This is a genomic window from Pseudomonas sp. O230 (assembly GCF_045447035.1).
Taxonomy (GTDB): Bacteria; Pseudomonadota; Gammaproteobacteria; order Pseudomonadales; family Pseudomonadaceae; genus Aquipseudomonas.
The window spans coordinates 340,421-365,254 of sequence record NZ_JBJGXN010000001.1 but is presented as its reverse complement, the minus strand read 5'-3'; the positions used below and the strand labels follow the sequence as shown (position 1 = coordinate 365,254).

Annotated in this window: 24 protein-coding genes; 7 read left to right on the top strand and 17 right to left on the bottom strand. The window is 60.5% G+C overall.

The annotated features are described in order from the left end of the window. Positions 1–50: 50 nt before the first annotated feature. Together ppk1 and hemB are read right to left on the bottom strand one after the other, a co-directional pair. Complete coding sequence (ppk1, locus tag ACI77H_RS01755) at positions 51–2,273, bottom strand: polyphosphate kinase 1 (RefSeq protein WP_407010068.1); 2,223 nt, start codon at positions 2,271–2,273, stop codon at positions 51–53. An 18-nt stretch (positions 2,274–2,291) separates the two neighbouring features. Further along, positions 2,292–3,305 (bottom strand): porphobilinogen synthase, encoded by a 1,014-nt coding sequence (hemB, locus tag ACI77H_RS01750; protein WP_407010067.1) that lies wholly within the window; start codon positions 3,303–3,305, stop codon positions 2,292–2,294. Positions 3,306–3,513: 208 nt separating this feature from the next. On the opposite strand from hemB, the gene ACI77H_RS01745 reads away from it, so the two are divergent. Continuing rightward, complete coding sequence (locus ACI77H_RS01745) at positions 3,514–4,146, top strand: DedA family protein (RefSeq protein WP_407010066.1); 633 nt, start codon at positions 3,514–3,516, stop codon at positions 4,144–4,146. Here ACI77H_RS01745 and ACI77H_RS01740 read toward each other — a convergent pair. Beyond that, positions 4,127–5,362 (bottom strand): sterol desaturase family protein, encoded by a 1,236-nt coding sequence (locus tag ACI77H_RS01740; RefSeq protein WP_407010065.1) that lies wholly within the window; start codon positions 5,360–5,362, stop codon positions 4,127–4,129. The two genes, ACI77H_RS01745 and ACI77H_RS01740, sit on opposite strands and share 20 nt — an antisense overlap. A gap of 115 nt (positions 5,363–5,477) precedes the next feature. On the opposite strand from ACI77H_RS01740, the gene elbB reads away from it, so the two are divergent. After that, a complete protein-coding gene (gene elbB / locus ACI77H_RS01735) occupies positions 5,478–6,146 on the top strand; it encodes an isoprenoid biosynthesis glyoxalase ElbB (protein WP_407010064.1) in 669 nt (222 codons plus the stop codon). A 106-nt stretch (positions 6,147–6,252) separates the two neighbouring features. Here elbB and ACI77H_RS01730 read toward each other — a convergent pair whose 3' ends face one another. From ACI77H_RS01730 to abc-f, 5 genes are all read right to left on the bottom strand, one after another. Continuing rightward, complete coding sequence (locus ACI77H_RS01730) at positions 6,253–6,708, bottom strand: YaiI/YqxD family protein (RefSeq protein ID WP_407010063.1); 456 nt, start codon at positions 6,706–6,708, stop codon at positions 6,253–6,255. 104 nt (positions 6,709–6,812) lie between these two features. Next, positions 6,813–8,711, bottom strand: coding sequence for an FTR1 family protein (locus tag ACI77H_RS01725; protein ID WP_407010062.1), 1,899 nt, complete (start codon positions 8,709–8,711; stop codon positions 6,813–6,815). 272 nt (positions 8,712–8,983) lie between these two features. Next, positions 8,984–9,616, bottom strand: coding sequence for a homoserine/homoserine lactone efflux protein (gene rhtB, locus ACI77H_RS01720; protein ID WP_017341420.1), 633 nt, complete (start codon positions 9,614–9,616; stop codon positions 8,984–8,986). Positions 9,617–9,823: 207 nt separating this feature from the next. Continuing rightward, positions 9,824–10,405, bottom strand: a complete 582-nt coding sequence (locus ACI77H_RS01715) for a mechanosensitive ion channel domain-containing protein (protein WP_407010061.1) — start codon at positions 10,403–10,405, stop codon at positions 9,824–9,826. After that, a complete protein-coding gene (gene abc-f, locus ACI77H_RS01710; protein ID WP_407010060.1) occupies positions 10,405–12,315 on the bottom strand; it encodes a ribosomal protection-like ABC-F family protein in 1,911 nt (636 codons plus the stop codon). Before abc-f ends, ACI77H_RS01715 begins: the two co-directional genes overlap by 1 nt. Before the next feature lie 50 nt (positions 12,316–12,365). On the opposite strand from abc-f, the gene ACI77H_RS01705 reads away from it, so the two are divergent. After that, positions 12,366–12,830: a TIGR02444 family protein gene (locus tag ACI77H_RS01705; RefSeq protein ID WP_407010059.1), complete on the top strand. Its 465-nt coding sequence runs from the start codon at positions 12,366–12,368 to the stop codon at positions 12,828–12,830. On the opposite strand, the gene ACI77H_RS01700 is transcribed toward ACI77H_RS01705, so the two are convergent. Further along, positions 12,827–13,888 carry an AlgP family protein gene (locus ACI77H_RS01700; RefSeq protein ID WP_407010058.1) on the bottom strand — a complete coding sequence of 354 codons (1,062 nt, stop codon included), beginning with the start codon at positions 13,886–13,888 and terminating at the stop codon, positions 12,827–12,829. The two genes, ACI77H_RS01705 and ACI77H_RS01700, sit on opposite strands and share 4 nt — an antisense overlap. A gap of 192 nt (positions 13,889–14,080) precedes the next feature. On the opposite strand from ACI77H_RS01700, the gene ACI77H_RS01695 reads away from it, so the two are divergent. After that, positions 14,081–14,746, top strand: coding sequence for an FKBP-type peptidyl-prolyl cis-trans isomerase (locus tag ACI77H_RS01695; RefSeq protein WP_407010057.1), 666 nt, complete (start codon positions 14,081–14,083; stop codon positions 14,744–14,746). 63 nt (positions 14,747–14,809) lie between these two features. Here the strand turns inward: ACI77H_RS01695 and ACI77H_RS01690 are convergent, their stop codons facing one another. The 7 genes from ACI77H_RS01690 to ACI77H_RS01660 form a co-directional block, all read right to left on the bottom strand. Then, complete coding sequence (locus ACI77H_RS01690; RefSeq protein WP_064680385.1) at positions 14,810–15,268, bottom strand: Rsd/AlgQ family anti-sigma factor; 459 nt, start codon at positions 15,266–15,268, stop codon at positions 14,810–14,812. 178 nt (positions 15,269–15,446) lie between these two features. Continuing rightward, a complete protein-coding gene (locus ACI77H_RS01685) occupies positions 15,447–15,998 on the bottom strand; it encodes a disulfide bond formation protein B (RefSeq protein WP_407010056.1) in 552 nt (183 codons plus the stop codon). Positions 15,999–16,227: 229 nt separating this feature from the next. After that, complete coding sequence (locus ACI77H_RS01680; RefSeq protein WP_407010055.1) at positions 16,228–17,466, bottom strand: heme biosynthesis protein HemY; 1,239 nt, start codon at positions 17,464–17,466, stop codon at positions 16,228–16,230. Then, the gene (locus ACI77H_RS01675; protein ID WP_407010054.1) at positions 17,463–18,623 is read right to left on the bottom strand and encodes a uroporphyrinogen-III C-methyltransferase; all 1,161 of its coding nucleotides are present in this window, start codon (positions 18,621–18,623) and stop codon (positions 17,463–17,465) included. The genes ACI77H_RS01680 and ACI77H_RS01675 overlap by 4 nt, the downstream gene beginning before the upstream one ends. A gap of 16 nt (positions 18,624–18,639) precedes the next feature. Next, complete coding sequence (locus ACI77H_RS01670) at positions 18,640–19,407, bottom strand: uroporphyrinogen-III synthase (RefSeq protein WP_407010053.1); 768 nt, start codon at positions 19,405–19,407, stop codon at positions 18,640–18,642. Continuing rightward, entirely contained in the window at positions 19,404–20,345 is a 942-nt protein-coding gene (gene hemC, locus ACI77H_RS01665) for a hydroxymethylbilane synthase (protein WP_407010052.1), read from the bottom strand. Before hemC ends, ACI77H_RS01670 begins: the two co-directional genes overlap by 4 nt. A gap of 138 nt (positions 20,346–20,483) precedes the next feature. Beyond that, entirely contained in the window at positions 20,484–21,230 is a 747-nt protein-coding gene (locus tag ACI77H_RS01660) for a LytR/AlgR family response regulator transcription factor (RefSeq protein WP_407010051.1), read from the bottom strand. A 460-nt stretch (positions 21,231–21,690) separates the two neighbouring features. On the opposite strand from ACI77H_RS01660, the gene argH reads away from it, so the two are divergent. Continuing rightward, positions 21,691–23,085, top strand: a complete 1,395-nt coding sequence (gene argH, locus ACI77H_RS01655) for an argininosuccinate lyase (protein WP_407010050.1) — start codon at positions 21,691–21,693, stop codon at positions 23,083–23,085. A gap of 129 nt (positions 23,086–23,214) precedes the next feature. Here the strand turns inward: argH and ACI77H_RS01650 are convergent, their stop codons facing one another. Beyond that, on the bottom strand, positions 23,215–23,874 hold the full coding sequence (locus ACI77H_RS01650; protein ID WP_407010049.1) for a glutathione S-transferase family protein: 660 nt from the start codon (positions 23,872–23,874) through the stop codon (positions 23,215–23,217). 125 nt (positions 23,875–23,999) lie between these two features. On the opposite strand from ACI77H_RS01650, the gene ACI77H_RS01645 reads away from it, so the two are divergent. Further along, entirely contained in the window at positions 24,000–24,284 is a 285-nt protein-coding gene (locus ACI77H_RS01645) for a hypothetical protein (protein ID WP_123403861.1), read from the top strand. Between the two features lie 226 nt (positions 24,285–24,510). Beyond that, complete coding sequence (locus ACI77H_RS01640) at positions 24,511–24,756, top strand: TIGR02647 family protein (protein WP_150631417.1); 246 nt, start codon at positions 24,511–24,513, stop codon at positions 24,754–24,756. Positions 24,757–24,834 lie beyond the last annotated feature (78 nt).

Here is a 24,834-nt window from a genome sequence, read left to right as displayed (position 1 = left end):
AACAAAAATGGCGATCCGCAGGGATCGCCATTTTTTATGCCACGTGAGGCTTAACGAACGGCCAGAATCGGGCTGCCCAACCGCTCCAGCAACGTCGCCTGCGCACTGCGCGGGTTCTGGTTGCCGGTCGGTGTGTTGCGGATGTAACGACCGTCCGCCTGCAGACTCCAGCTGTGAGTGTTATCAGTGAGATAAAGCTCCAGCTCTTTCTTGACCCGCATGATCAGCTTCTTGCCTTCCACCGGGAAGCAAGTCTCGACGCGCTTGTCGAGGTTGCGCTCCATCCAGTCGGCACTGGAGAGGAACATCTGCTCTTCGCCGCCATTGAGGAAGTAGAAGACCCGGGTATGTTCCAGGAAGCGACCGATGATCGAACGCACGTGGATGTTGTGCGAAACCCCGGCAATTCCTGGACGCAGGCAGCACATGCCACGCACCACTAGATCGATGCGTACGCCGGACTGACTGGCCTTGTACAGCGCGCGGATGATCTTCGGATCGGTCAGCGAGTTGAACTTGGCAATGATGTGCGCCGGTTTGCCGTCGAGAGCGAACTGCGTCTCGCGGGCAATCATGTCGAGCATGCCCTTCTTCAGGGTGAAGGGTGCGTGCAGCAGCTTCTTCATGCGCAGGGTCTTGCCCATGCCGATCAACTGGCTGAACAGTTTGCCGACGTCTTCGCACAAGGCGTCGTCCGAGGTCAGCAGGCTGTAGTCGGTGTACAGACGGGCGTTGGCGGCGTGGTAGTTGCCGGTTCCCAAGTGGGCGTAACGCACAATCTCACCGGCCTCGCGGCGCAGGATCAGCATCATCTTGGCGTGGGTCTTGAAGCCGACCACACCGTAAATCACCACCGCACCGGCCGCTTGCAGACGGCTGGCCAGTTGCAGGTTGGACTCTTCGTCGAACCGCGCACGCAATTCGATCACCGCGGTAACTTCCTTGCCGTTACGCGCGGCATCGACCAGCGCATCAACGATTTCCGAGTTGGCGCCGGAACGGTACAGGGTCTGACGGACCGCCAATACGTGCGGATCCTTGGCCGCCTGGCGCAGCAGATCGACCACCGGCGTAAACGACTCGAACGGGTGCAGCAGCAGGATGTCCTGCTTGCTGATCACGCTGAAAATGTTCTCGCTGTTCTGCAGCAGTTTCGGGATCTGCGGCGTGAACGGCAGGTATTGCAGCTCGCGCTGACTGTCCAGGCCGGTGATGCTGAACAGGCGGGTCAGGTTGACCGGACCGTTGACCTGATACAGCTCGGTCTCGTGCAGGTTGAACTGCTTGAGTAAATAGTCGGACAGGTGTTTCGGGCAGGTGTCGGCTACTTCCAGACGCACCGCGTCACCGTAGCGACGGGAGAACAACTCGCCGCGCAGAGCGCGGGCCAGGTCTTCTACGTCTTCGGTGTCGACCGCAAGGTCGGCGTTACGGGTCAGGCGGAACTGGTAGCAGCCCTTGACCTTCATGCCCTGGAACAGGTCATCGGCGTGCGCGTGGATCATCGACGACAGGAAGACATAGTTGTCGCCAGGGCCACCGACTTCTTCTGGCACCTTGATGACGCGCGGCAACAGACGCGGTGCCGGGATGATCGCCAGACCGGAATCGCGACCGAAGGCGTCGATGCCTTCGAGCTCGACGATGAAGTTCAGGCTCTTGTTCACCAGCAACGGGAACGGGTGCGTCGGGTCAAGGCCGATCGGAGTGATGATCGGCGCGATCTCGTCACGGAAATAGCGGCGGACCCAGGTTTTAAGCTTGGTGGTCCAGTAACGGCGACGGATGAAGCGGACCTGATGCTTCTCCAGTTCCGGCAACAGAATGTCGTTGAGGATTGCGTACTGACGGTCGACGTAACCGTGCACCAGCTCGCTGATTCGGGCCAGGGCCTGGTGCGGTTGCAGACCATCGGCGCCGGCCTGTTCACGGGCGAAGGTAATCTGCTTCTTCAGGCCGGCCACACGAATTTCGAAGAACTCATCCAGGTTGCTGGAGAAAATCAGCAGGAACTTCAGCCGCTCCAGCAACGGATAGGACTCGTCCAGCGCCTGTTCCAGCACGCGGATATTGAACTGCAGTTGCGAGAGCTCGCGATGGATGTACAGGCTGCTGTCATCCAGGCCCGGAACGACTATCGCTGGCGCCGCCGGCGCGGTTTCGACCACCACCGCGGGTGGAGCAGGCTCCAGCACCGGTGGGGTTTCAGCGATTTGCTCCACCACAGGTTGAGCCTCTTGTACTGCAACTTCAGTGAGTCCTTCGGTATTCATCGAATGTTCCTGGGAGGGCTATTTTTGCTCTCGTAACAATTGAGCAGCACGAACGGCAAAGTAAGTCAGGATGCCATCAGCGCCTGCACGTTTAAAAGCGGTCAGGGATTCGAGGATAACCCCTTCGCTCAACCAGCCATTCTGGATCGCCGCCATGTGCATGGCGTATTCACCGCTGACCTGATAAACAAAGGTCGGCACTTTGAATTCTTCTTTGACCCGGTAAAGGATGTCCAGGTACGGCATGCCTGGCTTGACCATGACCATGTCCGCGCCTTCTGACAAGTCCGCCGCCACTTCGTGCAGGGCTTCATTGCCGTTGGCCGGGTCCATCTGATAGGAGGCCTTGTTGGCCTTGCCCAGGTTCAGCGCCGAGCCGACCGCATCGCGGAACGGGCCGTAATAGGCGCTGGCGTACTTCGCCGAATAGGCCATGATCCGCACGTTGACGTGATCGGCCAGTTCCAGGGCTTCGCGGATCGCCTGGATGCGACCGTCCATCATGTCCGACGGGGCCACCACTTGAGCACCGGCTTCGGCGTGGGACAAGGCCTGCCTGACCAGTGCGTCGACGGTAATGTCGTTTTGCACGTAGCCTTCTTCGTCGAGGATACCGTCCTGACCGTGAGTGGTGAACGGGTCCAGCGCGACGTCGGTGATCACACCCAGTTCAGGGAATTGCGCACGCAGGGCACGAGTGGCGCGCTGGGCAATACCTTCAGGGTTCCACGCTTCGGCGGCGTCCAGCGACTTGAGTTCCGATGGCGTGACCGGAAACAGCGCCACGGCCGGAATCCCCAGCTCGACCCACTTGGCCGCTTCCGCCAGCAACAGGTCGATGGTCAGGCGTTCGACGCCGGGCATCGAGGCCACCGCTTCGCGACGGTTTTCACCGTCCAGCACAAATACCGGCAGGATCAGGTCATCGACGGTCAGGACATTTTCACGAACCAGTCGACGCGAGAAATCATCACGCCGATTGCGGCGCAGGCGGGTGGCTGGAAACAAGCGATTGGCAGGGGTGAAGCTCACGGCAGACTCCTGAGCCCGCGCTAACGGGCGAGCGTGACAGTTATAAGCGGCCATTATGACGGACAGATGACAGTCGTGCTTAGCCCTGTGACACGTAGCCGCATTCCATTGTCCTTGTAGGAAATGTTCACGTCGAGACACATTTGGACACTTTCATGAATGTGCACGAAGGCGTAGGCTGCGCGTTCATTTCGCCAGCACCCAGACAATGCTCCAACAATTTCTGCATGACTTCGGCTACTTTGCCCTTTTTCTCGGCACGTTCTTCGAAGGCGAAACCATCCTGGTGCTCGCAGGCTTCCTCGCGTTCCGTGGTTACATGGACATTAACGTGGTGGTGGTCGTGGCGTTTTTCGGCAGTTATGCCGGCGACCAGCTGTGGTACTTCCTGGGACGCAAGCACGGCCGCAAGTTACTGGCGCGCAAGCCTCGCTGGCAGATGATGGGCGACCGGGCACTGGAACACATTCGCAGGCACCCGGACATCTGGGTCCTGAGCTTCCGTTTTGTCTACGGTTTGCGCACGGTGATGCCGGTAGCGATCGGCCTGTCAGGCTATCCGCCCGCACGTTACCTGTTGCTGAACGGGATCGGTGCCGCGATATGGGCGACCGCACTGGCGGCAGCGGCCTATCACTTCGGCGCGGTACTCGAAGGCATGCTGGGCAGCGTCAAAAAATACGAGCTATGGGTGCTTGGCGCCCTGCTGATACTGGGCGTCGTGCTGTGGCTGCGCCGGCGTTTCAAGAATGCGCGTCTGGCGAAGCAGGTCTACGCCGACGAGCAGGCCTTGAAGGCCGAGCAGGCCAAGGCCGCCGAGGTCAAGACGCCAAACGAGTGAAACGGTTTCTGCAACAGTAGAGACCGATTCCGCTGAGCAGGCTGTAACTCAGCAGGCCGACCCAGCCCACCGCGCTGGCCGGCCACAGCCCGAGCATCGGCGCCAGCCACACCAGCGGAACGTTCGACGCCAGCCGCAGCAACTCCAGCTTCAACGCCCACGGGCGATTCTCCAGGGCCACGCCCAACGTAAACAAACCCAATGCCACCGCACTCCAGCCGAGCACCAACGCGGCGGTCGGCAGATGCGGCTCGAAGTTCATCAAATAGCTGCCCAGCGCGATGTACACACAGAACTGCAGAACGACGTAGAGCTGCTGGCGCCCGTCCAGCGACACCTCGAATTTGCGGAACTGACTCAGATCCGGCTTGTTCATCGGGTACTTGGCCGCCACATCCGCCGGCCGCCAACCAGTGCGCATGAACCAGATCCGCAGCTTGTCCCACGTGCTTCCAGCCCGTCGCGCGTCATCCCAGAGCTGCGCGTAAAACTGCACGTTCGCCCACAACGGATTCCAGCTTGCCAGCGGCGTGGTAACGCCGAAGATCACCGGCTCGTTGTCGTCCTCTTCCTGGAACGAGCCAAATAGGCGGTCCCAAATAATGAACACCCCGCCGTAGTTGCGATCCATGTAGAGAGCGTTCTGTGCATGGTGGGCCCGATGATTGGATGGCGTGACGAAGAACCACTCGAACCAGCCAAGCTTGGGAATGTGCCGGGTATGCACCCAGAATTGATACAGAAGGTTAAGCGCGGCGACGCTGATGAACACCAGAAGCGGCACGCCGAGTACCGCCATTGGCAGGTAGAAAATCCAGCTCAACAGGAACCCGGTACTGGTCTGGCGCAACGCGGTGGAGAGGTTGTAGTCCTCGCTCTGGTGATGCACCGAATGCGCCGCCCAGAGGATGTTGCGTTCGTGGCCCATGCGATGCAGCCAGTAGTAGCAGAAGTCGTAGAGCACGAAGGCGAACACCCAGACCCAAACGCTGCTGGCCGAGAGTTCGAACAGCGCCAGATGCTTGAGGGCAAAGGCATAGGTCAGCAGCCCCACGCCTTTGGTCAGCAGGCCGGTGGTGGTGGACAGCACGCCAGTGCTGATGCTGTTGATTGCGTCGGCAACACGATAATTGCTCACCCCGCGCCAACGGTCGGCCAGCAGTTCGACGGCAATCAGCACAAAGAAAAACGGCACCGCATACAGAATGAAGTCCATGACGCGCCCCGGTCGGAATCTTGAGGACAGATGCTAGGTGTAGCCGCGAATTAACCCTATGGCAACGAGTGACAAATTAGTGGACATTTAACGCCATGAATCTGGAGAAAAGCCCATGAGCAAAAAAATTGCAGTGATCCTTTCCGGCTGTGGCGTCTACGACGGCGCCGAGATCCACGAAAGCGTGATTACCTTGCTGCGACTCGATCAGCGCGGCGCGCAGGTGCAGTGTTTTGCGCCAAACATCGCGCAGCTGCACGTGATCAACCACCTGACCGGCGAAGAAATGCCCGAGTCACGCAATGTGCTGGTGGAATCGGCGCGGATTGCCCGGGGCAACATCAAGGATCTGCGTGAGGCTGACGTCGAAGACTTCGACGCGCTGATCGTGCCCGGCGGTTTCGGCGCGGCCAAGAACCTGTCGAACTTCGCCATCGAAGGCGCTGGCTGCACCGTGCAACCCGATGTCCTCGCCCTGACCGAGGCGTTTGCCGAAGCGGGCAAACCGGTCGGGCTGATCTGCATCTCGCCAGCGCTGGCCGCGAAGATTTATGGACCGGGCGTGACCTGTACCATCGGCAATGATGCCGACACTGCCGCGGCGATGAACAAAATGGGGGCGACCCACGCCGACTGCGCGGTGACAGACATCGTCGAAGACAAAGCGCGCAAACTGGTGAGCACCCCGGCGTACATGTTGGCGCAAACCATTAGCGAAGCAGCGTCCGGCATCAACAAACTGGTCGACCGCGTGCTTGAACTGACCCACGAAAACGACGCCTGACACGATTCAAATGTGGGAGCGGGCTTGCTCGCGAAGGCCGTAAACGATGATGCGTCTAGCCTGACACCCCGCGTCAATCTCGGGTTTCTCGCGAGCAAGCTCGCTCCTAGAGCTTGCGCGTTAGCCGCGTAAGAATCCGGTCCAGCGCATTGGCGAATGCCTGCTTCTCACGTTCGCCAAACGGCGCCGGGCCGCCGCTCATCTGCCCCTGTTCACGCAAATCGGTGAACAGGTTGCGCACCGCCAGCCGATCACCCATGTTCTGTGCGTCGAACTCCTTGCCTCGCGGGTCCAGCGCCGCCACGCCTTTCTTCACCAAACGGTCCGCCAGCGGCACATCGCTGCAAATCACCAGCTCGCCGGGCACCGCGTGTTCCACCAGATAATCGTCCGCCGCATCCGGCCCGCTCGGCACCACAATCAGCTTCACCAGCGCCAGCCCAGGCTTGATCTGCGGCTGCCCCGCCACCAACACCACTTCGAATTGGCGCTTGAGGGCGAACTTCACCACCAGATCCTTGGCCGCCCGAGGGCAGGCGTCGGCATCGATCCACACGCGCATTGTGTTTTACCTCTCCAAAAAAAATCGCTGGCAGCCAGCCTCAACAGGTTATACCCAATCCTGTAGAGCCGGCTTGCCAGCGATTGTGAGCGTAGCGAATGCCTTTAAGAAACCTGCACCCGCCGCTTCTCCGCCATCCAGCTACGCCCATACAACACAATGATCGCAATGATCGCCACCGCCTGAGCACTCAGCGAATACGCATCGGCGTGAATGCCCAGCCAGTCGAAGTCAAAGAACGGCACCGGCCGCGTGCCGAAGATCCCGGCTTCCTGCAACGCCTTCACGCCATGACCGGCAAACACCACCGACAACGCACACAGCAACCCGGCGTTGATACTGAAGAACAGCGACAGCGGCAATTTCGCCGAGCCCCGCAGGATCACCCACGCCAGACCGACCAACAACACCAGTGCCGTCGCACCGCCGGCCAACACGGCGTTATGCCCCGCTGGCCCGGCCTGCAACCACAAAGTCTCGTAGAACAGGATCACTTCAAACAGTTCGCGATACACCGAGAAGAATGCCAGCGTCGCAAAACCGAAACGCCCGCCGCCGCCCACCAGGCTGCTCTTGATGTAATCCTGCCAGGCTGCGGCGTGGCGACGGTCGTGCATCCACACGCCGAGCCAGAGCACCATGACCGCGGCGAACAGCGCCGTCGCGCCTTCCAGCAGTTCACGCTGCGAACCGCTCACATCGATCACATACGCCGCCAGTGCCCAGGTCGCCAGACCGGCCAGCAGTGCCAGGCCCCAACCGACGTTGACGCTGCGCACCGCCGATTGCTGGCCGGTGTTGCGCAGGAAGGCAAGAATCGCCGCCAGCACCAGAATCGCTTCCAGACCTTCACGCAGCAGAATCAGCAGCCCGGAAACGTAGCTTAGGGACCAGCTCAGACCATCGCTGCCCAACAGGCCGGCGGATTCTTTCAACTTGGCTTTGGCCGCTTCCAGACGCTGCTGGGCCTGGGCCACCGACAAACCGTCCTGCAACGATTGACGGTAAGCCATCAGCGATTTTTCGGTGTCTTTGCGCACGTTGGCGTCAACGTTGTCCAGCGAGCTTTCGACTAGCTCGAAACCTTCCAGATACGCCGCCACCGACAAGTCATAGGCTTGATCATGATCGCCGGCACGATAGGCCGCGATGCTCTTGTCCAGCGTCGCGGCGGTGTAATCGAGCAGTTGCGCCGGGCCACGCTTGACCTGCGGCGGTTGCGCACGCTGGGCGCGGAAGGTCGCGGCGGCTTGCGGGCCTTCAGCGGCCAGCACTTCGGCCGGGGTCTGACGGGCCAGGTCGGCGATGTTGTAGGTTTTTTCGGATGTTGCCGTAGCCGGATCGGCACTGAAACTGGCGATGTAGGTCGCCAGGTCCCAACGCTGACGGTCGTCCAGTTGATCGGCGAAGGCCGGCATGTCAGTGCCTTCTACGCCCATCCCCAAAGTGTTGTAGATCGCGTAGAGGCTCAATCGGTCCTGGCGCGCAACATCGCGCAGATTGGCCGGCGGCGGCGTCAGGCCGACACCGGCGGGGCCATCCCCGGCACCGGTATCGCCATGGCAGACCGAGCAATGTTGGGCGTACAGCGGCGCGCCCCGGGTCGGGTCCGGCGTAATGATCGGTGCCTGACTGACTTCATAAGCCACCGCCAGCTTCGCTCCAAGCTGCCGAGCCTGACGGGCGACGTCCGCACCGTCCTGACGAGCAGCGATGGCGCTGTGCAGTGTGCTGACGCCCTGCTCCAACCCTGCCTTTTCCGGTTTGTCCGGCATGGCGGCGATCAAGCCTTGCAGCACCTTGGTAAATTCCAGCTGCTCGCGGTACTCGGATTCACTGATGACCTTGCCCGCTTGCACAGATTGCGGGTAGTCCGCGCCGATGTAATCGAGCAAATGCAGCGCTTGCGGCGCGCCTTCCACGGTGTCGGCCAGCAGATTGGAACTGCACAAGGCAAACAGCGGCAACACCAGCCAGGCCAGGAAACGGGACGGGGCAGTCATGAATGAATCTCAATTGGAAATACGAAGTAACACATTGTTCACTTCGAATGAGTTTCACTCAAGCTTTGTTGTGTGAAATGCAGAGGCCGCCGGTGTTTCCGCGCCAGGCCGTGCGCTCTGTGCAGGCGCCGGATTGCCGGCGATGCAGTCACCCAGGTGTTTCAGTAACACCGTGTGTGCTGCCTTCGCCAGCAAGCCGGCTCCTCCGGTTCGATGACACGGGAACGAAAAAGGCGACCTGTCGGGGTCGCCTTTTTTTGTGCCTGACGGTTTTACACCGCCGCTTTACGCAGCGTCGCCATGAACGCCGCTGCGCCAATGAACAGCCCGGCAAACGTGCGGTTCATGCGTTTTTGCTGTTTGGGCGTGCGCAACAGGCGCAGCACTTTGGACGCCAGACCGGTGTAACCGGCCATGACGATCAGGTCAACGCAGACCATGGTCACGCCGATGATCAGGTACTGAGCCAGCAGCGGCGCATGGGGGTCAATGAACTGCGGCAACACTGCCAGCATGAACACCAAAGCCTTGGGGTTGCTGATGTTGACCAGGAAGCCACGGAACACCAGGGCCATCGGCTTGCCGATCTGACGCACCGCCGCGTCGTCGCTCATGTCGCTGGGCAGCGCGCGCCATTGCTTGATCGCGAGATAAACCAGGTACGCCACGCCAAACCATTTGATTGCGTAGAAGGCGGTAGCCGAGGCCGTGAGGATCGCGCCGACACCGGCGCCGACAATCGCGATCTGCACCGCCAAACCCAATTGCAGTCCCAGGGCGTTCCAGTAACCGCGCCAGAAACCGTATTGCAGACCGCTGGACATCGACGCAATGGCGCCGGCACCGGGAGACAGGCTGATCACCCAGCAGGCGGCAAAAAACGCCAGCCATGTTTGAAGCTCCATCGAACACCTCGACTCAGACTCGTGACAGACGTCTAAGCTAATGCGGCTCGGGGCCGATGACTACCGATTTTTTTGCGGGATGTTACAACTTGAGGGCCCCTTCGCGAGCCAGCCCGCTCCCACAGTTGACTGCGTTCTTATGAGACGACTCGGTCTAATGTGGGAATGGGTTTGCTCGCGAAAGCGGTGTTTCAGGCTACAGAAAATCTATTTCTCGAAGCCGCTTGAAGGGAATACATCACTACCACGCCAGCGTCGAACCGAGCGCTGGAAGAACAAACTGTTGGGCACCTGCACCATCGCGCTGCCGGTGCCGAGCTCTTGCGCTTCGATCAGCGTGGTGTAGAGCAGATTGATCGCCACCACCCGACCTTTGACGCCGGGCTTGTCGGTGGTGTCCACCAACTCGACGACGTCGCCAATACGGAACGGGCCGACGGTGAAGATCAGGATCGCGCAGAGCAGATTGGAGAGCACACTCCACATGGCGAAAAACGCCACCGCGGCCACCGCGACGAAACCGGACAACGCGGTCCAGAGCACCGTCGCCGACACCCCAAGGCGTTCCAGCACGAAAATCAGCGCACTGCCCATGATCAGCCAGCGCAACCCGCCTCGTAGCGGCATCAGCAACTGCGGCGGAAACGGGTAGCGCTCGCCCAGCCGAGTCAGGCATTTGGCGACGAAACGTTGCGCGAAGTAACCGGCCAACAAGATCAGCAGGATTTGCACGACAAGCCAGATCGGCTCGATCCAGACAGCCGGCAGCGGCAGCTTGAACGCCTCCATCAGGACAGCGCCTCCAGCTCCGCCTGCATGCTTTCCAGCAATTCCAGGGCTTCCATCCAGGCTTCTTCCAATTCGGCTTCACGCACCTTCAGCCTGGCCTGTTCGGCCAGCAGATCACGCAGGTCGTTCTTGCGTGCCGGTTCGTAAATGTCGCTGTCGCCGAGGCTGGTGTCGATCTTCGCCAGTTTCTCGTGCAGCTTGCCCAATTCGGCTTCGAGCTTGTCAGCCTCGCGTTTGTGCGGTGCCAGTTGCTGACGTAACGCAGCGGCGGCCTGACGCTGGGCCTTCTTGTCAGTCTTGTCTGGATTGACCGGTGTGTTGCTGACCGGGGCGTTGCGCTGACGGTAGTCGACCAGCCAACGGGCGTAGTCTTCCAGGTCACCGTCAAACTCTTCGACCTTGCCGTCCGCCACCAGATAGAAATTGTCGGTGGTGCTTTTGAGCAGATGCCGATCGTGGGAGACCACCAGCACCGCACCACTGAATTCCTGCAGGGCCATGGTCAGCGCCAGGCGCATTTCCAGGTCCAGGTGGTTGGTCGGTTCGTCGAGCAGCAACAGGTTCGGCCGCTCCCAGGCGATCAACGCCAGGGCCAGACGCGCCTTCTCGCCGCCGGAGAAGTTCAGCACCGGTTCGTCGATGCGCGCACCACGGAAGTCGAAACCGCCGAGGAAGTCGCGCAGAGTCTGCTCACGCTCGGTAGGTGCCAGGCGCTGCAAGTGCAGCAACGGACTGGCCTTCGAGTCGAGGGAATCGAGCTGATGCTGGGCGAAGTAACCGACGACGGTGTTCTCGCCACGGGTCAGTCGACCAGCCAGCGGCGATAGCTCACCGGCGAGGTTTTTGATCAGGGTCGATTTACCGGCACCGTTGGGACCGAGCAAACCGATGCGCGCGCCGGGGGTCAGTTGCAGCTTGACCTTCTCCAGCACGGCTTTATCGCCGTAACCCAAACGGGCGTCAGACAGGTCGATCAGCGGGCTGGAGATCTTCGTCGACTCGCGAAAGACGAAGTCGAACGGCGAATCAACGTGGGCAGCGGACAACTCTTCCATCCGCTCCAGCGCCTTGATCCGGCTCTGGGCCTGACGGGCCTTGGTGGCTTGGGCCTTGAAGCGGGCGATGTAGCTTTCCATGTGCGCACGTTGCGCCTGCTGCTTCTCGTAGGCCTGCTGTTGCTGGGCCAGACGTTCGGCGCGGGCACGTTCGAAAGCACTGTAACCACCGCGGTACAGGGTGATCTTGCGTTGATCGACGTGAGCCACGTGATCGACCACGGCATCGAGAAAATCCCGGTCGTGGGAAATCAGCAGCAAGGTGCCGGGGTAGCTTTTCAGCCACTCTTCGAGCCAGATGATGGCATCGAGGTCCAAGTGGTTGGTCGGTTCGTCGAGCAGCAGCAAGTCCGACGGGCACATCAATGCCTGCGCCAAGTTCAGACGCATCCGCCAACCACCGGAGAAATCTCCTACCGGGCGATCCATCTGTTCGTTGGTGAACCCAAGGCCGGCCAGCAGCTTGCGAGCGCGGGCGTCGGCGGTGTAACCGTCAGCGCTGTCGAGCTCCGAGTGCAGGCGGGCCTGAGCGGCACCGTCATGGGCGGCTTCGGCCGCGGCGAGGTCACGTTGCACCTCGCGCAGGCGCAGGTCGCCATCAAGCACATAGTCGACCGCCAGGCGTTCGAGCGTCTCGATTTCCTGGCGCATGTGGGCGATGCGCCAGTCGGCCGGCAGGAAGCAGTCACCCGAGTCCGGGTGCAGTTCACCCCGGATCAAGGCGAACAGGCTCGATTTGCCGGCGCCGTTGGCACCGATGAGGCCGGCTTTGTGGCCGGCGTGCAGGGTCAGCTCGGCGTCTTCTAGCAGACGTTGCGGGCCACGCTGTAAAGTCAGGTTCTGAAGTCGAATCATAATGGCGGCGGAGTCTACCAGCTTCGTTCGCAACTGGCGCGAGTAGCACTATGTCCTCTGACCTGTGGAGCTTTTCCCTTGGCACTTACGCCCGTCCCGGCGTTGAAGCCGCGTGCCTGACCTTGCAGTCGGCGGGGGTGAATGTGTGCCTGTTGCTGTGTGGATTGTGGCTGGGACAGCGGGGTATCGCCTGCAACGAGCAACGATTGCAGGAGCTTCGCAATGTGGCGGAGCCCTGGGACGCAGAGGTCGTTCAACCGCTGCGCGGTTTGCGCATGCAATGGAAAGTCATCGCGACTGAGGACGCCGAACTGAATGCGTTACGCGAACAAGTGAAAACCCTGGAGCTGCAGGCCGAGCGGCATTTGCTGAGGCGACTGGAACGAGCAGCGTTGAATTGGCCGCAGAATGAAGTGACCGATGTATCGGCCTGGCTGGAGGGTGTGGCGGCGGGTGCCGCCCACCTGGACCGCGACGCGCTGTATCAGCTGCGCGTCGCGGCAACCGGCACTTAGGAAGCGCTGGTTGGGGTGGAGCTGGTGCTCGACGGTGCGACTGGCGTTGGCCCAGTGGTGGCTGTCGAGGTGGAGGCTGCTGGGGCTGGAGCGGCCGAAGCGGATGGCGCTGGCGTCGCTGGTTTGGCAGCAGGGGTCGGCTTGGCAACGGCGGCCGGTTTTTTTACGGCAGATTTGGCTGCAGTTGCTGGTTTGGCAACGGCTGGCTTGGCAGCAGCAGTTTTTGCGGCTGGTTTTGCGGCAGGTTTTGCGGCAGGTTTTGCGGCCGTTTTAGCAGCTGGTTTTGCGGCTGGCTTGGCAGCGGTTTTTGCCGCGACTGGTTTTGCAGCAGGTTTCGCAGCGGCGGTTTTAGCTGCTGGTTTTGCGGCAGGTTTGGCAGCTGCAGTTTTCGTCGCAGCAGGTTTGGCGGCAGCAGTTCTGGCAGCCGGTTTCGCAGCTGCAGTTTTCGCAGCGGCAGGCTTGGCAGCGGCGGTTCTGGCAGCCGGTTTAGCAGCAGCCGGTTTCGCAGCGCTGGCAGCAACCGCTTTTTTCGCCGCAGGTTTAGCTGCAGGTTTCGCCGCTGCTTTCACAGGTGCCTTGGCGGCAGGCTTGGCCGGTGCTTTTGCAGCAGCCGGCTTGGCAGCGGCTTTCTTGGCAGGGGCCGCAGCAGGCTTGGCCGAACGCAGGGACAACGCCTTGCCGACAGCCTCTTGTACACGACCGACGCCCTGGGCCAATTTCAGGCTTTCTTGAGCATCGCGCTTGAGTTGCAGAATGTAGGCACGGGTGTCGGACTGACGATCCTTGAGGGCATCGAGCACGTCTTCAAGTTGCTGCACGCCGTCCTTCGCCTTGGCTTGTGCCTTGGCTTTGCCGGCTGCCGCAGCGTCCTGCAATTTGGTGCGGGATTTGTGCAATTTTTCCTGCGCTTTTCCGCGCTGTTTTTCCAGTTTGGCGAGCAGTTTTTCAGCATCAGCCAAGGCTTGGGAACAAGCGGTTTCCAAATGCTCGAGCAGGCTGCCCAACAGTTGTTGGAGTAAGTGCAACGGGGTATTTACAGGCTTCTTGGTGGCCGACATGGTTTACCTCCTGGCTGACGTGGGTGCGGCTCATACTAGACCTCTGCAGGGACCGCCGCTAGGGCATGTTGACAGTATCGAAAGCGTCGCGTTGCAACGGATCGAAAATCTTCTGCGCTTGCGCAAAACAAGTTCACTGTCGAACGCATTCACACTGGCATAATCTGCCGCATCTCAGGTCGGAGAGTGCCCATGTCGCGCTACCTTTTTTTAACGTTTTGCGTATTTTTTTCCATCGCCCAAGCCGCCGAAAAAACCAAGGAAAATGAAGCTCACGATCTCGCTTACAGCCTGGGGGCGAGCCTCGGCGAACGCTTGCGCCTGGAGGTTCCCGACCTGCAACTTCAGGCGCTGGTAGAAGGTTTGCAGCAAGCCTATCAAGGCAAACCCCTGGCCTTGAAAGATGAGCAGATCGAACAGATTCTGACCGAGCACGAAGCGCAGACAGCGTTGCAGCCAACCCCGCCGCAGAGCGAAGCCGCCCTCGAAAAAGAGCAGCGGTTTCTCGCCGAGGAAAAAACCAGACCCGGCGTTCGCGAATTGGCCGATGGAATATTGTTGACCGAGCTGACACCCGGCACCGGCGTGAAAGCAGGGCCCAATGGCAAGGTCCAGGTGCTGTACATCGGTCGCCTTCCCGACGGCACCGTGTTCGATCAGAACACTCAGCCGCAGTGGTTCAGTCTCGACAGCGTGATCAGCGGATGGCGCAGTGCGCTGCAAAACATGCCGGTCGGTGCGAAGTGGCGACTGGTGATTCCATCGGCCCAAGCCTATGGCGCCGACGGTGCCGGCGACTTGATCGAGCCGTTCACACCGCTGGTATTCGAAATCGAATTGCGCGGCGCAACCAGCTAAAGAGCGGAAACAAAAAACGGCGCGCAGAGCGCACCGTTTTTTGAGGGTGTTGCAGGAAGGGGTTCAGGCTTGAACCGAATCCTCTTCCTTGTGAGCGGTGTGCAGCACTTCGATCAGGCAATCTTCCAGCTCGAAGCGTTCGTGCAACAGACCACCTAGCTCCTTGAATTTCTCTGCGACACACTTGCCTGCATCGCACAGGTCGTTGAACGCGAGCAGCTTTTCGGTGATCACGTCGATGCGTGGGTAGATCGTCTCGGCGAGCTCCAGACCACGCTTGTCGTTGAAAGCCTTGGCCTCCCCCGTCAGCTGTTCGTAGATCTCGAAGTGCCCGGCAGACACGTAATCGACCAGCACGCCGCAGAATTCCTGCAATGGCTTGCGGTTTTCACCCAGAGCCTCAGGCTTGGCGCCGAGAGCATCATAGGCCCGAACCAGTTCGTGACGCTCCTGCAACCAGCGATCGATCAGCAGATGCACTCCACCCCAGCGTTCCTGAGCATTCTGACAACTTTCGAGCATGGTGATCTCTCTTCCCTTGTGGGTCATGCTGCCCTACACCTGTCGCACACTTGAAAATCAAGAATCGGCCAGGCAGAGCGTCATTCGAGCAACATAATTCCAATGACACGTGCGGGCCAGATTATGCCCGCGCGACTGTGGCTTCAAGGTACGCAGGAGATAAAGTTCATACAAGTGTTTAATCGCCCGCCAGCGCCCGGTGCGACGACGTGCCGCTCAGTGGTCGCTGACAAGCGATCCAGACAACGCGCAGCAACTGGTAAGCACTCAGGATCGTTACGCCGATGAAGAAGAGCAAACTCCACTCGGGGATGCTCAGGTCGAACAGCGTCCAGGAAATCTGTGTGCATTCGGCCGCACCTTTGAACATCTGCTGCACCACATAAACCAAGGGAGTGCTTGTGGACGGATCCGCCAGATTGAGCGAGCACGCCGACAGCTGTTGCACCGGATCACTTTGCAACAACACCTGACGCCACGCTGTCACCGTACCCGCCAGACTGCACAACAGACCGAGCAGCCAATACAGGAACGAACCGACGCGACCGGGGCCATGAACCGAAGCCATCAGGCAGCCCCCCGTGAGCATGGTCAGGCAAAACCGCTGTAAGAGGCACAGCCCGCAGGCCTTGAGGCCGACTGCATATTCCAGGTAGTAGGAAACGCCCAAAGCCAGGGTGCCGGCAATGAAAACCATGAAAAACAAGGAGCGTGAGCAGGCCAACGACATGGCTTTTCCGTACCAGTAGAGACAAGTGGTTACGGTAGAGGAAAGCGCGCCAGCCTTTCAAGGCAAGGCAGCACGGACACTTCAACAGAAGTGTAGGGAATTCCCGACAGAAGCGAGAGGATCAAGCGCAGTCCTCTGTAGGACTCTGCCTAAGAGGCATTACGAAAGTAAGAAAACGTCGTTGCAACACCTACTGCGTGGCGAGGGCGCTAGCGCCCTCGCCACGTAATCAGGCGTGAACCGGCACGGGCAACGGCGCCGCCAGCAAGCGTTCATCCAGCAGGCCAAGGCCTTCCTGAAACAGCTGGTTGCTGCGTTCGGTGTCGCCCAGTTGCGCCAGCAAGCGGGCCAGCTCGGCACAGGCTTCCGGGTTGCGCTGCACACGCAGGCTGCTTTCCAGATAGTCCCGCGCCTTGCCCCACAAACTGTTTTGCAGACACAGGCGACCGAGGGTCAGCAGCAGGCTCGGGTCAGCCGGATGATCCTTGAGCCAACCCTCGGCGGTCTGCAACTGACGTGCTGAATCACTGCCGCGAACCAGTCCGTAAAGGCGTGCCAGATGGCTGTCGTAATTGCGCTTGAGCGCTGTTCGCAGGACCTCTTCGGCCTCGATCTGAGCACCCAGTTGCCGAAGTTGCTCGGCATACGCCAGTACCAACTGCGGTTCCTGGCGCTGAGCCGAAGTGAGTTGTTGCCAGGCGCGGTTGAGCGATTGCAAACCGACCGTTCCGTCTTCTTCCTGACGCGCTGCCAGCGACAGGTTTTCACCCCAGGCCCGGCGCTCGAGTTCGGCCAGCTCGGCCGCTGGCAAGACCTTGTCCTTGCGCAGCTCCGGCAACAGGCGAATCACCGCGGACCAGTCGCCACGCTGTTGATGCAAGCGCTGCAACTGACGCAGGGTCTGTGCGTTATGAGGATGACGCTCATGCATCGCCTGCAAAGTCGTGAGGGCGCCGTCGGTGTCGCCACGGTCGGTCTGCAATTGGGCGTGACTCAGGGCAATCGCCAGCTCGGCCTGGGGCTGGCGCTCCAGCGCGCGTTCCAGCAGGTTGTCGCTCTCCTCATAGTGACCCTGTTCGTTCGCCGCACGGGCAGCGCCAAGGTAGTAAAGCAGCGGCTGGCGCTCGGCTTCGGCGGCGCGATGCAGATGACGCTGCGCGCTGGCCCAGCGACCTTCAGCCAGGTCCAGTTGACCGTGTTCAATCGCCACTTGCACCCGACGACTGCGATTGCGCCGCGACCAGGGATTGACCACGCCGCTGGAGGCCGTCACCAATTCGATCAACGCCTTGATGCCCCAGAACACCAGCCACAGCACCGCCACTAGCGCCAGGGTGGCCCACAGGCTCGATTCGAAACGAAAGCTCTTGTAGGCGATCAGCACGTAGCCGGAATGCTCGGCAATCGCCAGCCCCAGCGTGGCGGCAACGGCGATGGCCAGAAACACGATCACATAGAGTCGTTTCATGGCGTGGCCTCCTGCGCGGTGCTTGCGGCAGGTTTGGCCATGGGTTTGATCGAGTCTTCGGCATTGACATTACGTCGCTCGAGATAGCCCTGAACCGCGCTCAGCGTGCCGGTCAGATCCGGCGTGACCACGGTGACTGGCTGCTTGCTCAACTCACCCACCTGCTCGAGCATCACTTTGCTCTGCGGGTTGTCCGGGTTGAAATTGCCCTTGAGCACGTCCCGCGCTTCGGCCAGCGCCTGAGTGTAAACCGCAGCCTGACCATTGAGCGCTGCCCACTGCGCCTGCTCCAGTGCCAGGCTCAGGGCCAGGCGCACCTGGCTCAGGCTCTGCCCTGCCAGCAGCGGACGGACATTTTTATCGGCGTTGAAATCGATGCGGATGTAACGCGAGATCTGATCCCACCACTGCGCCCAACGACTGGCGCCGTCGCCATCGGCAGTCAAGCCCAGCAGCGATTCGCCCCGATCCTTGAACTCGGGCGCCAGCTCAGTGAGGTTGATCACCTGATCGCGTAATGCACCCAGTCGCAGGAAGAGACCGGTGCGATCCGGTTGTTCGGTACTGCGCAAGGCGACCAGGGTTTTCGCCACTTGCTCGCGAGCGGCAAAGGAACCCGGATCGTTCTGCTCGCGAAGAATTTCGTCGGCGCCCTGCACCAGCGCTTGGGCGCTGCTGATGTCCTGCAACGCCGAAAGGCGCAGGCTGGCCAGGCGCAGCAAGTGCTCGGCCTCGGCCAGACGCCAGTCCTTGCGGCTGGCGCCGAGGACGGTTTCCAGACGTTGATTCAAGCGCTGCTGCTCGCCTTGCAGTTGAATCACCAGACGGCTGCGAGCGTCCAGTTCTTCGGCGGCAGGCATTTGCTCGAGGCGTGCGCTCAGGCGCTGTTCGTTGAGTTTCAGACTTTGCGCCTGATCGTTCAACGCCTGCACCTGACTCAACTGCTGCTGCGTACTGGCTTGCAGATGACGCACCTGCCAGACGCCCCAACCGCCCACCGCCACACCGGCGGCGCCCAGCAGCAGCGCGACGATTGCCAGCCCGTTGCCACGGCGCTGCACTGCAGCAGGCGGGGCACTTTCAACCGGTGCATCAACCGGCGCATCAATATCGATCACTGGCCGGGAGTCATCTTTTGGCAAGGCTGTTTCGCTCACGTATCCATCCTTTGCATTAGAGAACGGGTTCGGGATGCTCCCGTAACGCCGTCAGCAAAGCCGCGGCACTGGCGCCACGACAATCCACAACTGTTTGGGCCCCGGTGGCACGTGCCAGCTCGGCGACCCTGGGGCTTGGTACAAACAACGGTAACTGCGCCAATTGTGGCCAGGCATCGCCGGCCAATTGATACAGATGCTCAAAACCCTGTCCACTGCTGACCACCAGCCCGTTCAAGCGTTCCGCCCTGATCCGCTCAGGCAGTGCGGCCGGCGGGTAATGTGGAAGCTCGCGGCGATACAATTCCAGATACTCGACACTAGCACCAAGCTCGCGCAAACGCTCAGCGAGCAACTCACGGCCACCCTCCCCACGCAGGATCAGCACCCGTGGGTCAGGCCCCGCGATCGCCTCGCGCAAAGACGCAAGCTTGAGCAAGGCTTCACTGTCATCACCTTCGCCCGGGAAACTCACGTCCAACCCATGATCATCAAGAATCTGCGCCGTCGCCGCGCCCACGCTGAACCACTTCGGGCGCGGTGGTTGCGGCCAGTATTGGTCGACCAGCTCCACGGCGATTCTGGCGGCAGGTTTGCTGACCACGATGATCGCGCAGTAGCGATTCAGATCCTGAATCACCTGGCGCATTGTGGCAGAGACAGCAATCGGTTCGATTTCCAAAAGCGGCAAGCTGCTGCTGAAAATCCCCGCTTGGGCCAACACAGCGCTCAGCGCCGCCGACTCATCCGCCGGACGCGTCAGCAGCAGGCGCCAGCCCGTCACTCGTGACCTGCCTCACCGTAGACCGCTTTCAGAATGTCATTGGCACCCTGGCTCAGAAGGTCTTCGGCCACTTGCACGCCCAGGGCTTCGGCATCGCCGCGCGGCGCACGGGCTTCAGCACTGAGCAGCAAGCCGCCGCTCGGATCCCCCACCAGGCCACGTAACCAGATCTGCTCGCCTTCCAGCACGGCGTAGCAGGCGATTGGCACCTGGCAACCGCCATTCAGATGTTTGTTGAGGGCACGTTCGGCGGTGACACGGATGGCGGTGTCCTGATGGTGCAGCGGCGCGAGCAAGGCGTGAATTTCGCTGTCGGCGGAGCGGCATTCGATGCCCACGGCACCTTGGCCACCGGCAGGCAGGCTGTCATCGACACTGATCGCCGAGGTGATGCGATCTTCGAAGCCCAAGCGAATCAGGCCGGCCGCCGCGAGGATGATGGCGTCGTATTCGCCGGCATCGAGCTTGGCCAGGCGCGTATTGACGTTACCGCGCAGGAAGCGGATTTCCAGGTCCGGGCGACGGGTCAGCAATTGAGCCTGACGGCGCAGGCTGGAAGTGCCGACGATGCTGCCTGGCGGCAATGCGTCCAGGCTGGCATAAGTATTGGAGACGAAAGCATCGCGCGGGTCTTCTCGCTCGCAGATGCAGAACAGACCGAGGCCTTCAGGGAAGTCCATCGGTACGTCTTTCATGGAGTGCACGGCGATGTCGGCGTCGTTTTCCAGTAGCGCGGTTTCCAGCTCCTTGACGAACAGGCCCTTGCCGCCGATTTTCGACAGCGGCGAGTCGAGCAGCTTGTCGCCGCGACTGACCATGGGTACCAGCGTCACGAGCAGACCCGGATGGGCCTCTTCCAGACGGGCTTTGACGTATTCGGCCTGCCACAGGGCGAGTGCACTTTTGCGGGTGGCGATGCGGATTTCGCGAGAGGACATGGATCAATCCGTACTGAATAGATACGGCGGATAATAACAGCTCAGCCAAATCCACTTTGACTTGAATCAGGTATTGCCTGGCCTCCCTGGCCCCGGACGTCCGGCAATCGGGTGAGGAATTCGCCTGCGGGTGGCGAATTAAAGCTGTTGCATCATTTTGCGCACACCGGCCACATGGCGCCGACTGACGATCAGGGCGTCGCCGTTCAGGCCTTTGAGGAACAGCTGAAAATGTCCCAGTGGCGTGCGTTGCAGGCGTTCGATGCGTTCGCGGGCGACCAGGGCATTGCGGTGGATGCGCACGAAACGGTCGCCGAATTCATCTTCAAGGGCCTTGAGCGGCTCATCCAGCAGCACTTCGCCGCCTTCGTGGCGCAAGGTCACGTATTTGTGGTCGGCAATGAAGTAAACCACCTGCCCCAGCGGGATCAGTTCAATACCTTTACGGGTACGGGCGCTGATATGGCTGCGCGGGCCGCTGCCGGTTTCGGCGGCGGGACGGGTCAAAGCCGCAAGCTGGATACGATTGGGGCGCTCGGCTTTTTTCAACGCGTCATGCAATTGTTCTGTACGCACAGGTTTCACCAGATAGCCTACGGCGCTGGCCTGTAAGGCTTCCACGGCAAATTCATCGGGCCCTGTGCAAAACACCACGGCTGGCGGGGTCTCGCGTTCGCACAATCGTGCAGCCACTTGCAGGCCATCGAGGCCCGGCATGCGGATATCGAGCAGCACGATATCCGGTTTGTGGCTGTCGATCAGTGCCAACGCTTCTTCGCCGTTCGTGGCGCTGGGCTCCAGGACGCTGTATCCCTCGAGTTCGCCGACCATTCGGCTCAGGCGCTCGCGGGCAAGGGGTTCGTCATCAACGATCAGGACATTCATATTGCGCTGGATTCCTGCGTGAGTCTCGCACAAGGATAGCGTAGACAGGTGAAGTGACGTCCGTCACCGCGATCCACGCTAAGACTAGCGCGAGGGCCAAAAAGTGCCGCCGGGCCGACGGCTAAATTTTCATCATCCGGGCAATTGGCGACCCAGGCCCGCGTTGGCGAGGCATCGCCGTAGGGTTTGCTGATACACAATATGAACACCCCCTCTTCTTATAGTCCGCTGCAACACCGAGAAGTGCGCTGATCCTACTGTCCAACTGTAGACGGTTGCCGGGACGTTATTGCTCAAATGAAAAATATTCGTTGCGCAATTTCCGCACCACCTGCTTCGAGTATGGGCCGAAGGATGAGAAAAAAACGTGTCGACCAGTGTCAGCGACAGGATTGGCAACCCTGTTATTATCCGCGACAGCTTTCAACGCCATCTTTCTCCAGCCGATACGAGCGAATTCATGAGCACTGACAAGACCAATCAGTCCTGGGGCGGCCGCTTCAGTGAACCCGTCGACGCTTTCGTCGCCCGCTTCACCGCCTCCGTCACTTTCGACCAGCGCCTGTATCGCCACGACATCATGGGCTCGATCGCCCACGCCACCATGCTGGCCAAGGTCGGCGTGCTGACCGATGCCGAGCGCGACAGCATCGCCGATGGCCTGAAGACCATCCAGGGTGAAATCGAGGCCGGCCAGTTCGACTGGCGCATCGACCTCGAAGACGTGCACATGAACATCGAGGCGCGTCTGACCGACCGCATCGGCGTGACCGGTAAAAAGCTGCACACTGGTCGCAGCCGTAACGACCAGGTTGCCACCGACATTCGCCTGTGGCTGCGTGACGAAATCGACCTGATCCTGGCGGAAATCACTCGCCTGCAAAAAGGCCTGCTGGAACAGGCCGAGCGCGAAGCCGGCAGCATCATGCCCGGCTTCACTCACCTGCAAACTGCGCAGCCGGTAACCTTCGGGCACCACATGCTGGCCTGGTTCGAAATGCTCAGCCGCGATTACGAGCGTCTGGTCGATTGCCGCAAGCGCACCAACCGCATGCCGTTGGGCAGTGCCGCGTTGGCCGGCACCACGTACCCGATCGACCGCGAATACACCGCGCAACTGCTGGGCTTCGACGCCGTGGGCGGCAACTCGCTGGACAACGTGTCCGATCGTGACTTCGCCATCGAGTTCTGCTCGGCCGCGAGCATCGCGATGATGCACTTGTCGCGTTTCTCCGAAGAGCTGGTGCTGTGGACCAGCGCCCAGTTCCAGTTCATCGATCTGCCGGACCGCTTCTGCACCGGCAGCTCGATCATGCCGCAAAAGAAAAACCCGGACGTGCCAGAGCTGGTTCGCGGCAAGACCGGCCGCGTTTTCGGTGCACTGATGGGCCTGCTGACCTTGATGAAAGGCCAGCCTTTGGCCTACAACAAGGACAATCAGGAAGACAAGGAACCGCTGTTCGACGCCGCCGACACACTGCGAGACTCGCTGCGGGCCTTTGCCGACATGATCCCGGCGATCAAACCCAAGCACGCGATAATGCGCGAAGCGGCCCTGCGTGGTTTCTCCACCGCCACCGACCTGGCCGACTACCTGGTGCGTCGTGGCCTGCCATTCCGTGACTGTCACGAAATCGTTGGCCATGCGGTGAAGTACGGCGTGGAAAGCGGCAAGGACCTGGCGGAAATGAGTCTGGAGGAGCTGCGCAAGTTCAGCGACCAGATCGATCAGGACGTGTTCGCCGTGCTGACGCTCGAAGGTTCGGTGAACGCCCGCGACCATATCGGCGGGACCGCTCCGGCGCAGGTCAAGCAAGCGGTGGCTCGCGGTCAGGCGTTGCTCGCCAGCCGCTAAATCGTCAAAAGCTTCGCGAGCAAGCCCGCTCCCACATTAGATCGGCGGTGAACACACATTTTGTGAACACCAGAGATTCAATGTGGGAGCGGGCTTGCTCGCGAAAGCGACCTGTCTGACGCTACAAATCTACTTCTTGGACGCGACCATCGCCAGGAACGCGGGCATCGCCGCTTCCTTGTCCGCCGCAATCCGCTGCACGTTCGGGTTCTGCTCCAGACGCTCGAGCAGCGCCTTGGCCGCCGGCAAGTCGGCCAACAGATCAATACCAAACAGCTTGTGCGCCACCGCACAGGCCAGCGGCACGCTGTACAGGAAATACAAATCCGCAATGCTCAGGCTGTCGCCTGCGACATAAGGGGCAAACTTGCCGTGCCGTTCAAGCGAGGCAAAACCCAGCAGCAATTCGGCTTTGGTCTTGTCCTTGATCGCGTCCGGCACCGGCATGCCGAAAAACGCTTCGCCGTAGCAGGCGCGACCCGGCAGCTCGATGTACAGCTCGATTTCCTTGGCCAGCGCCAAGACCTGTGCACGCTCGAAAGGATCGCCCGGCAGCAGTGGCGTGCCCTTCTGGCTCTGTTCGATGTACTCGAGAATCACCGCGGTTTCGTTGATGAACCCTTGCTCGACGCGCAGCACGGGCACCTTGCCACGTGGACTGATCGCCAAAGCTTCGGGGCTAGTGCCCGCGTAAAACGGCACCTCCTCGAACGGCAGTCCTTTTTCCAGCAGCGCCAGTTTCACCATGTTGTAGTAGTTGCTGACGGGAAATCCATAAAGCTTGAGCATCACAAAGCCTCCGGGCCGTGCGGGGTTGGCAGTGCCTGCGTTATAGAACGCCAAGGCGTTTCTCGCCAGCAGCATCATCGCGCTGAATGCAGGTAAACTGCCCGCCTTAACTTGAGGAGCCTGCCATGAGCGAGCCGACCGACATCGACAGCGACGAAGAAGAATTCACCGAAAATACCCTGATTGAAGCGATCGAAAACCAGATCGAAAGCGACAACCCGCCAGCGGCCAAGGCGACCTTCAACAAGCTGACCCTGGTGGGTTACGAACGTGAGGAAATCCTCAACCTGATGGCCCACGTATTAGCGGTAGAAATCGACGCGATCCTTGAAGAAGACCGCGCATTCAACACCGAATGGTACGAAACAGCCTTGCGCGCATTGCCGGAATTGCCGCCGGAAAAGAAGTAAGCGAACACCCTCCGGGAGCGGCTTGCCCGCTCCCACACAAATTGTCACCCATCATTCCTGCCTTCCCCCAGACCGGGACTACACTGGTACGCACCCCGCTGCCGCACCACCCGCCGGGGAATGCTTCCCGCGGTGAAAAAACCCTGTTGCGAGCACTGGACATGCCGCGCGAGTGGGATCACCTTAGGGGCGCTGTCGTCCAATTCCTAGAAAGTCTGGAGTCCTTATGTCGCTTACCCCTGAGTTGGTTGCCGAACTGGAAATCCTCGCACTCTTCAACCTGGACAGTTCCCAGGAAGGTTTGAAAATTCATCAGACCGCTGCCCCGAAAGCCATTGCTGCCGCTCAACGCCTCTACGAAAAAGAACTGATCGACCAGCCCGATGGCGGTTACCTGACCAGTCTGGGTCGTGATGCCGCGCAAAGTGTGCAAACCGTTCTCACCATTCTGAGCGTCGAGGAAACAGCCTGATCCACCGTATCGCCCACGGAAACCCCTGTTACGGGATTTCCGCGGGCACTCTCTGATACAAACTGTCGCCCAACGATA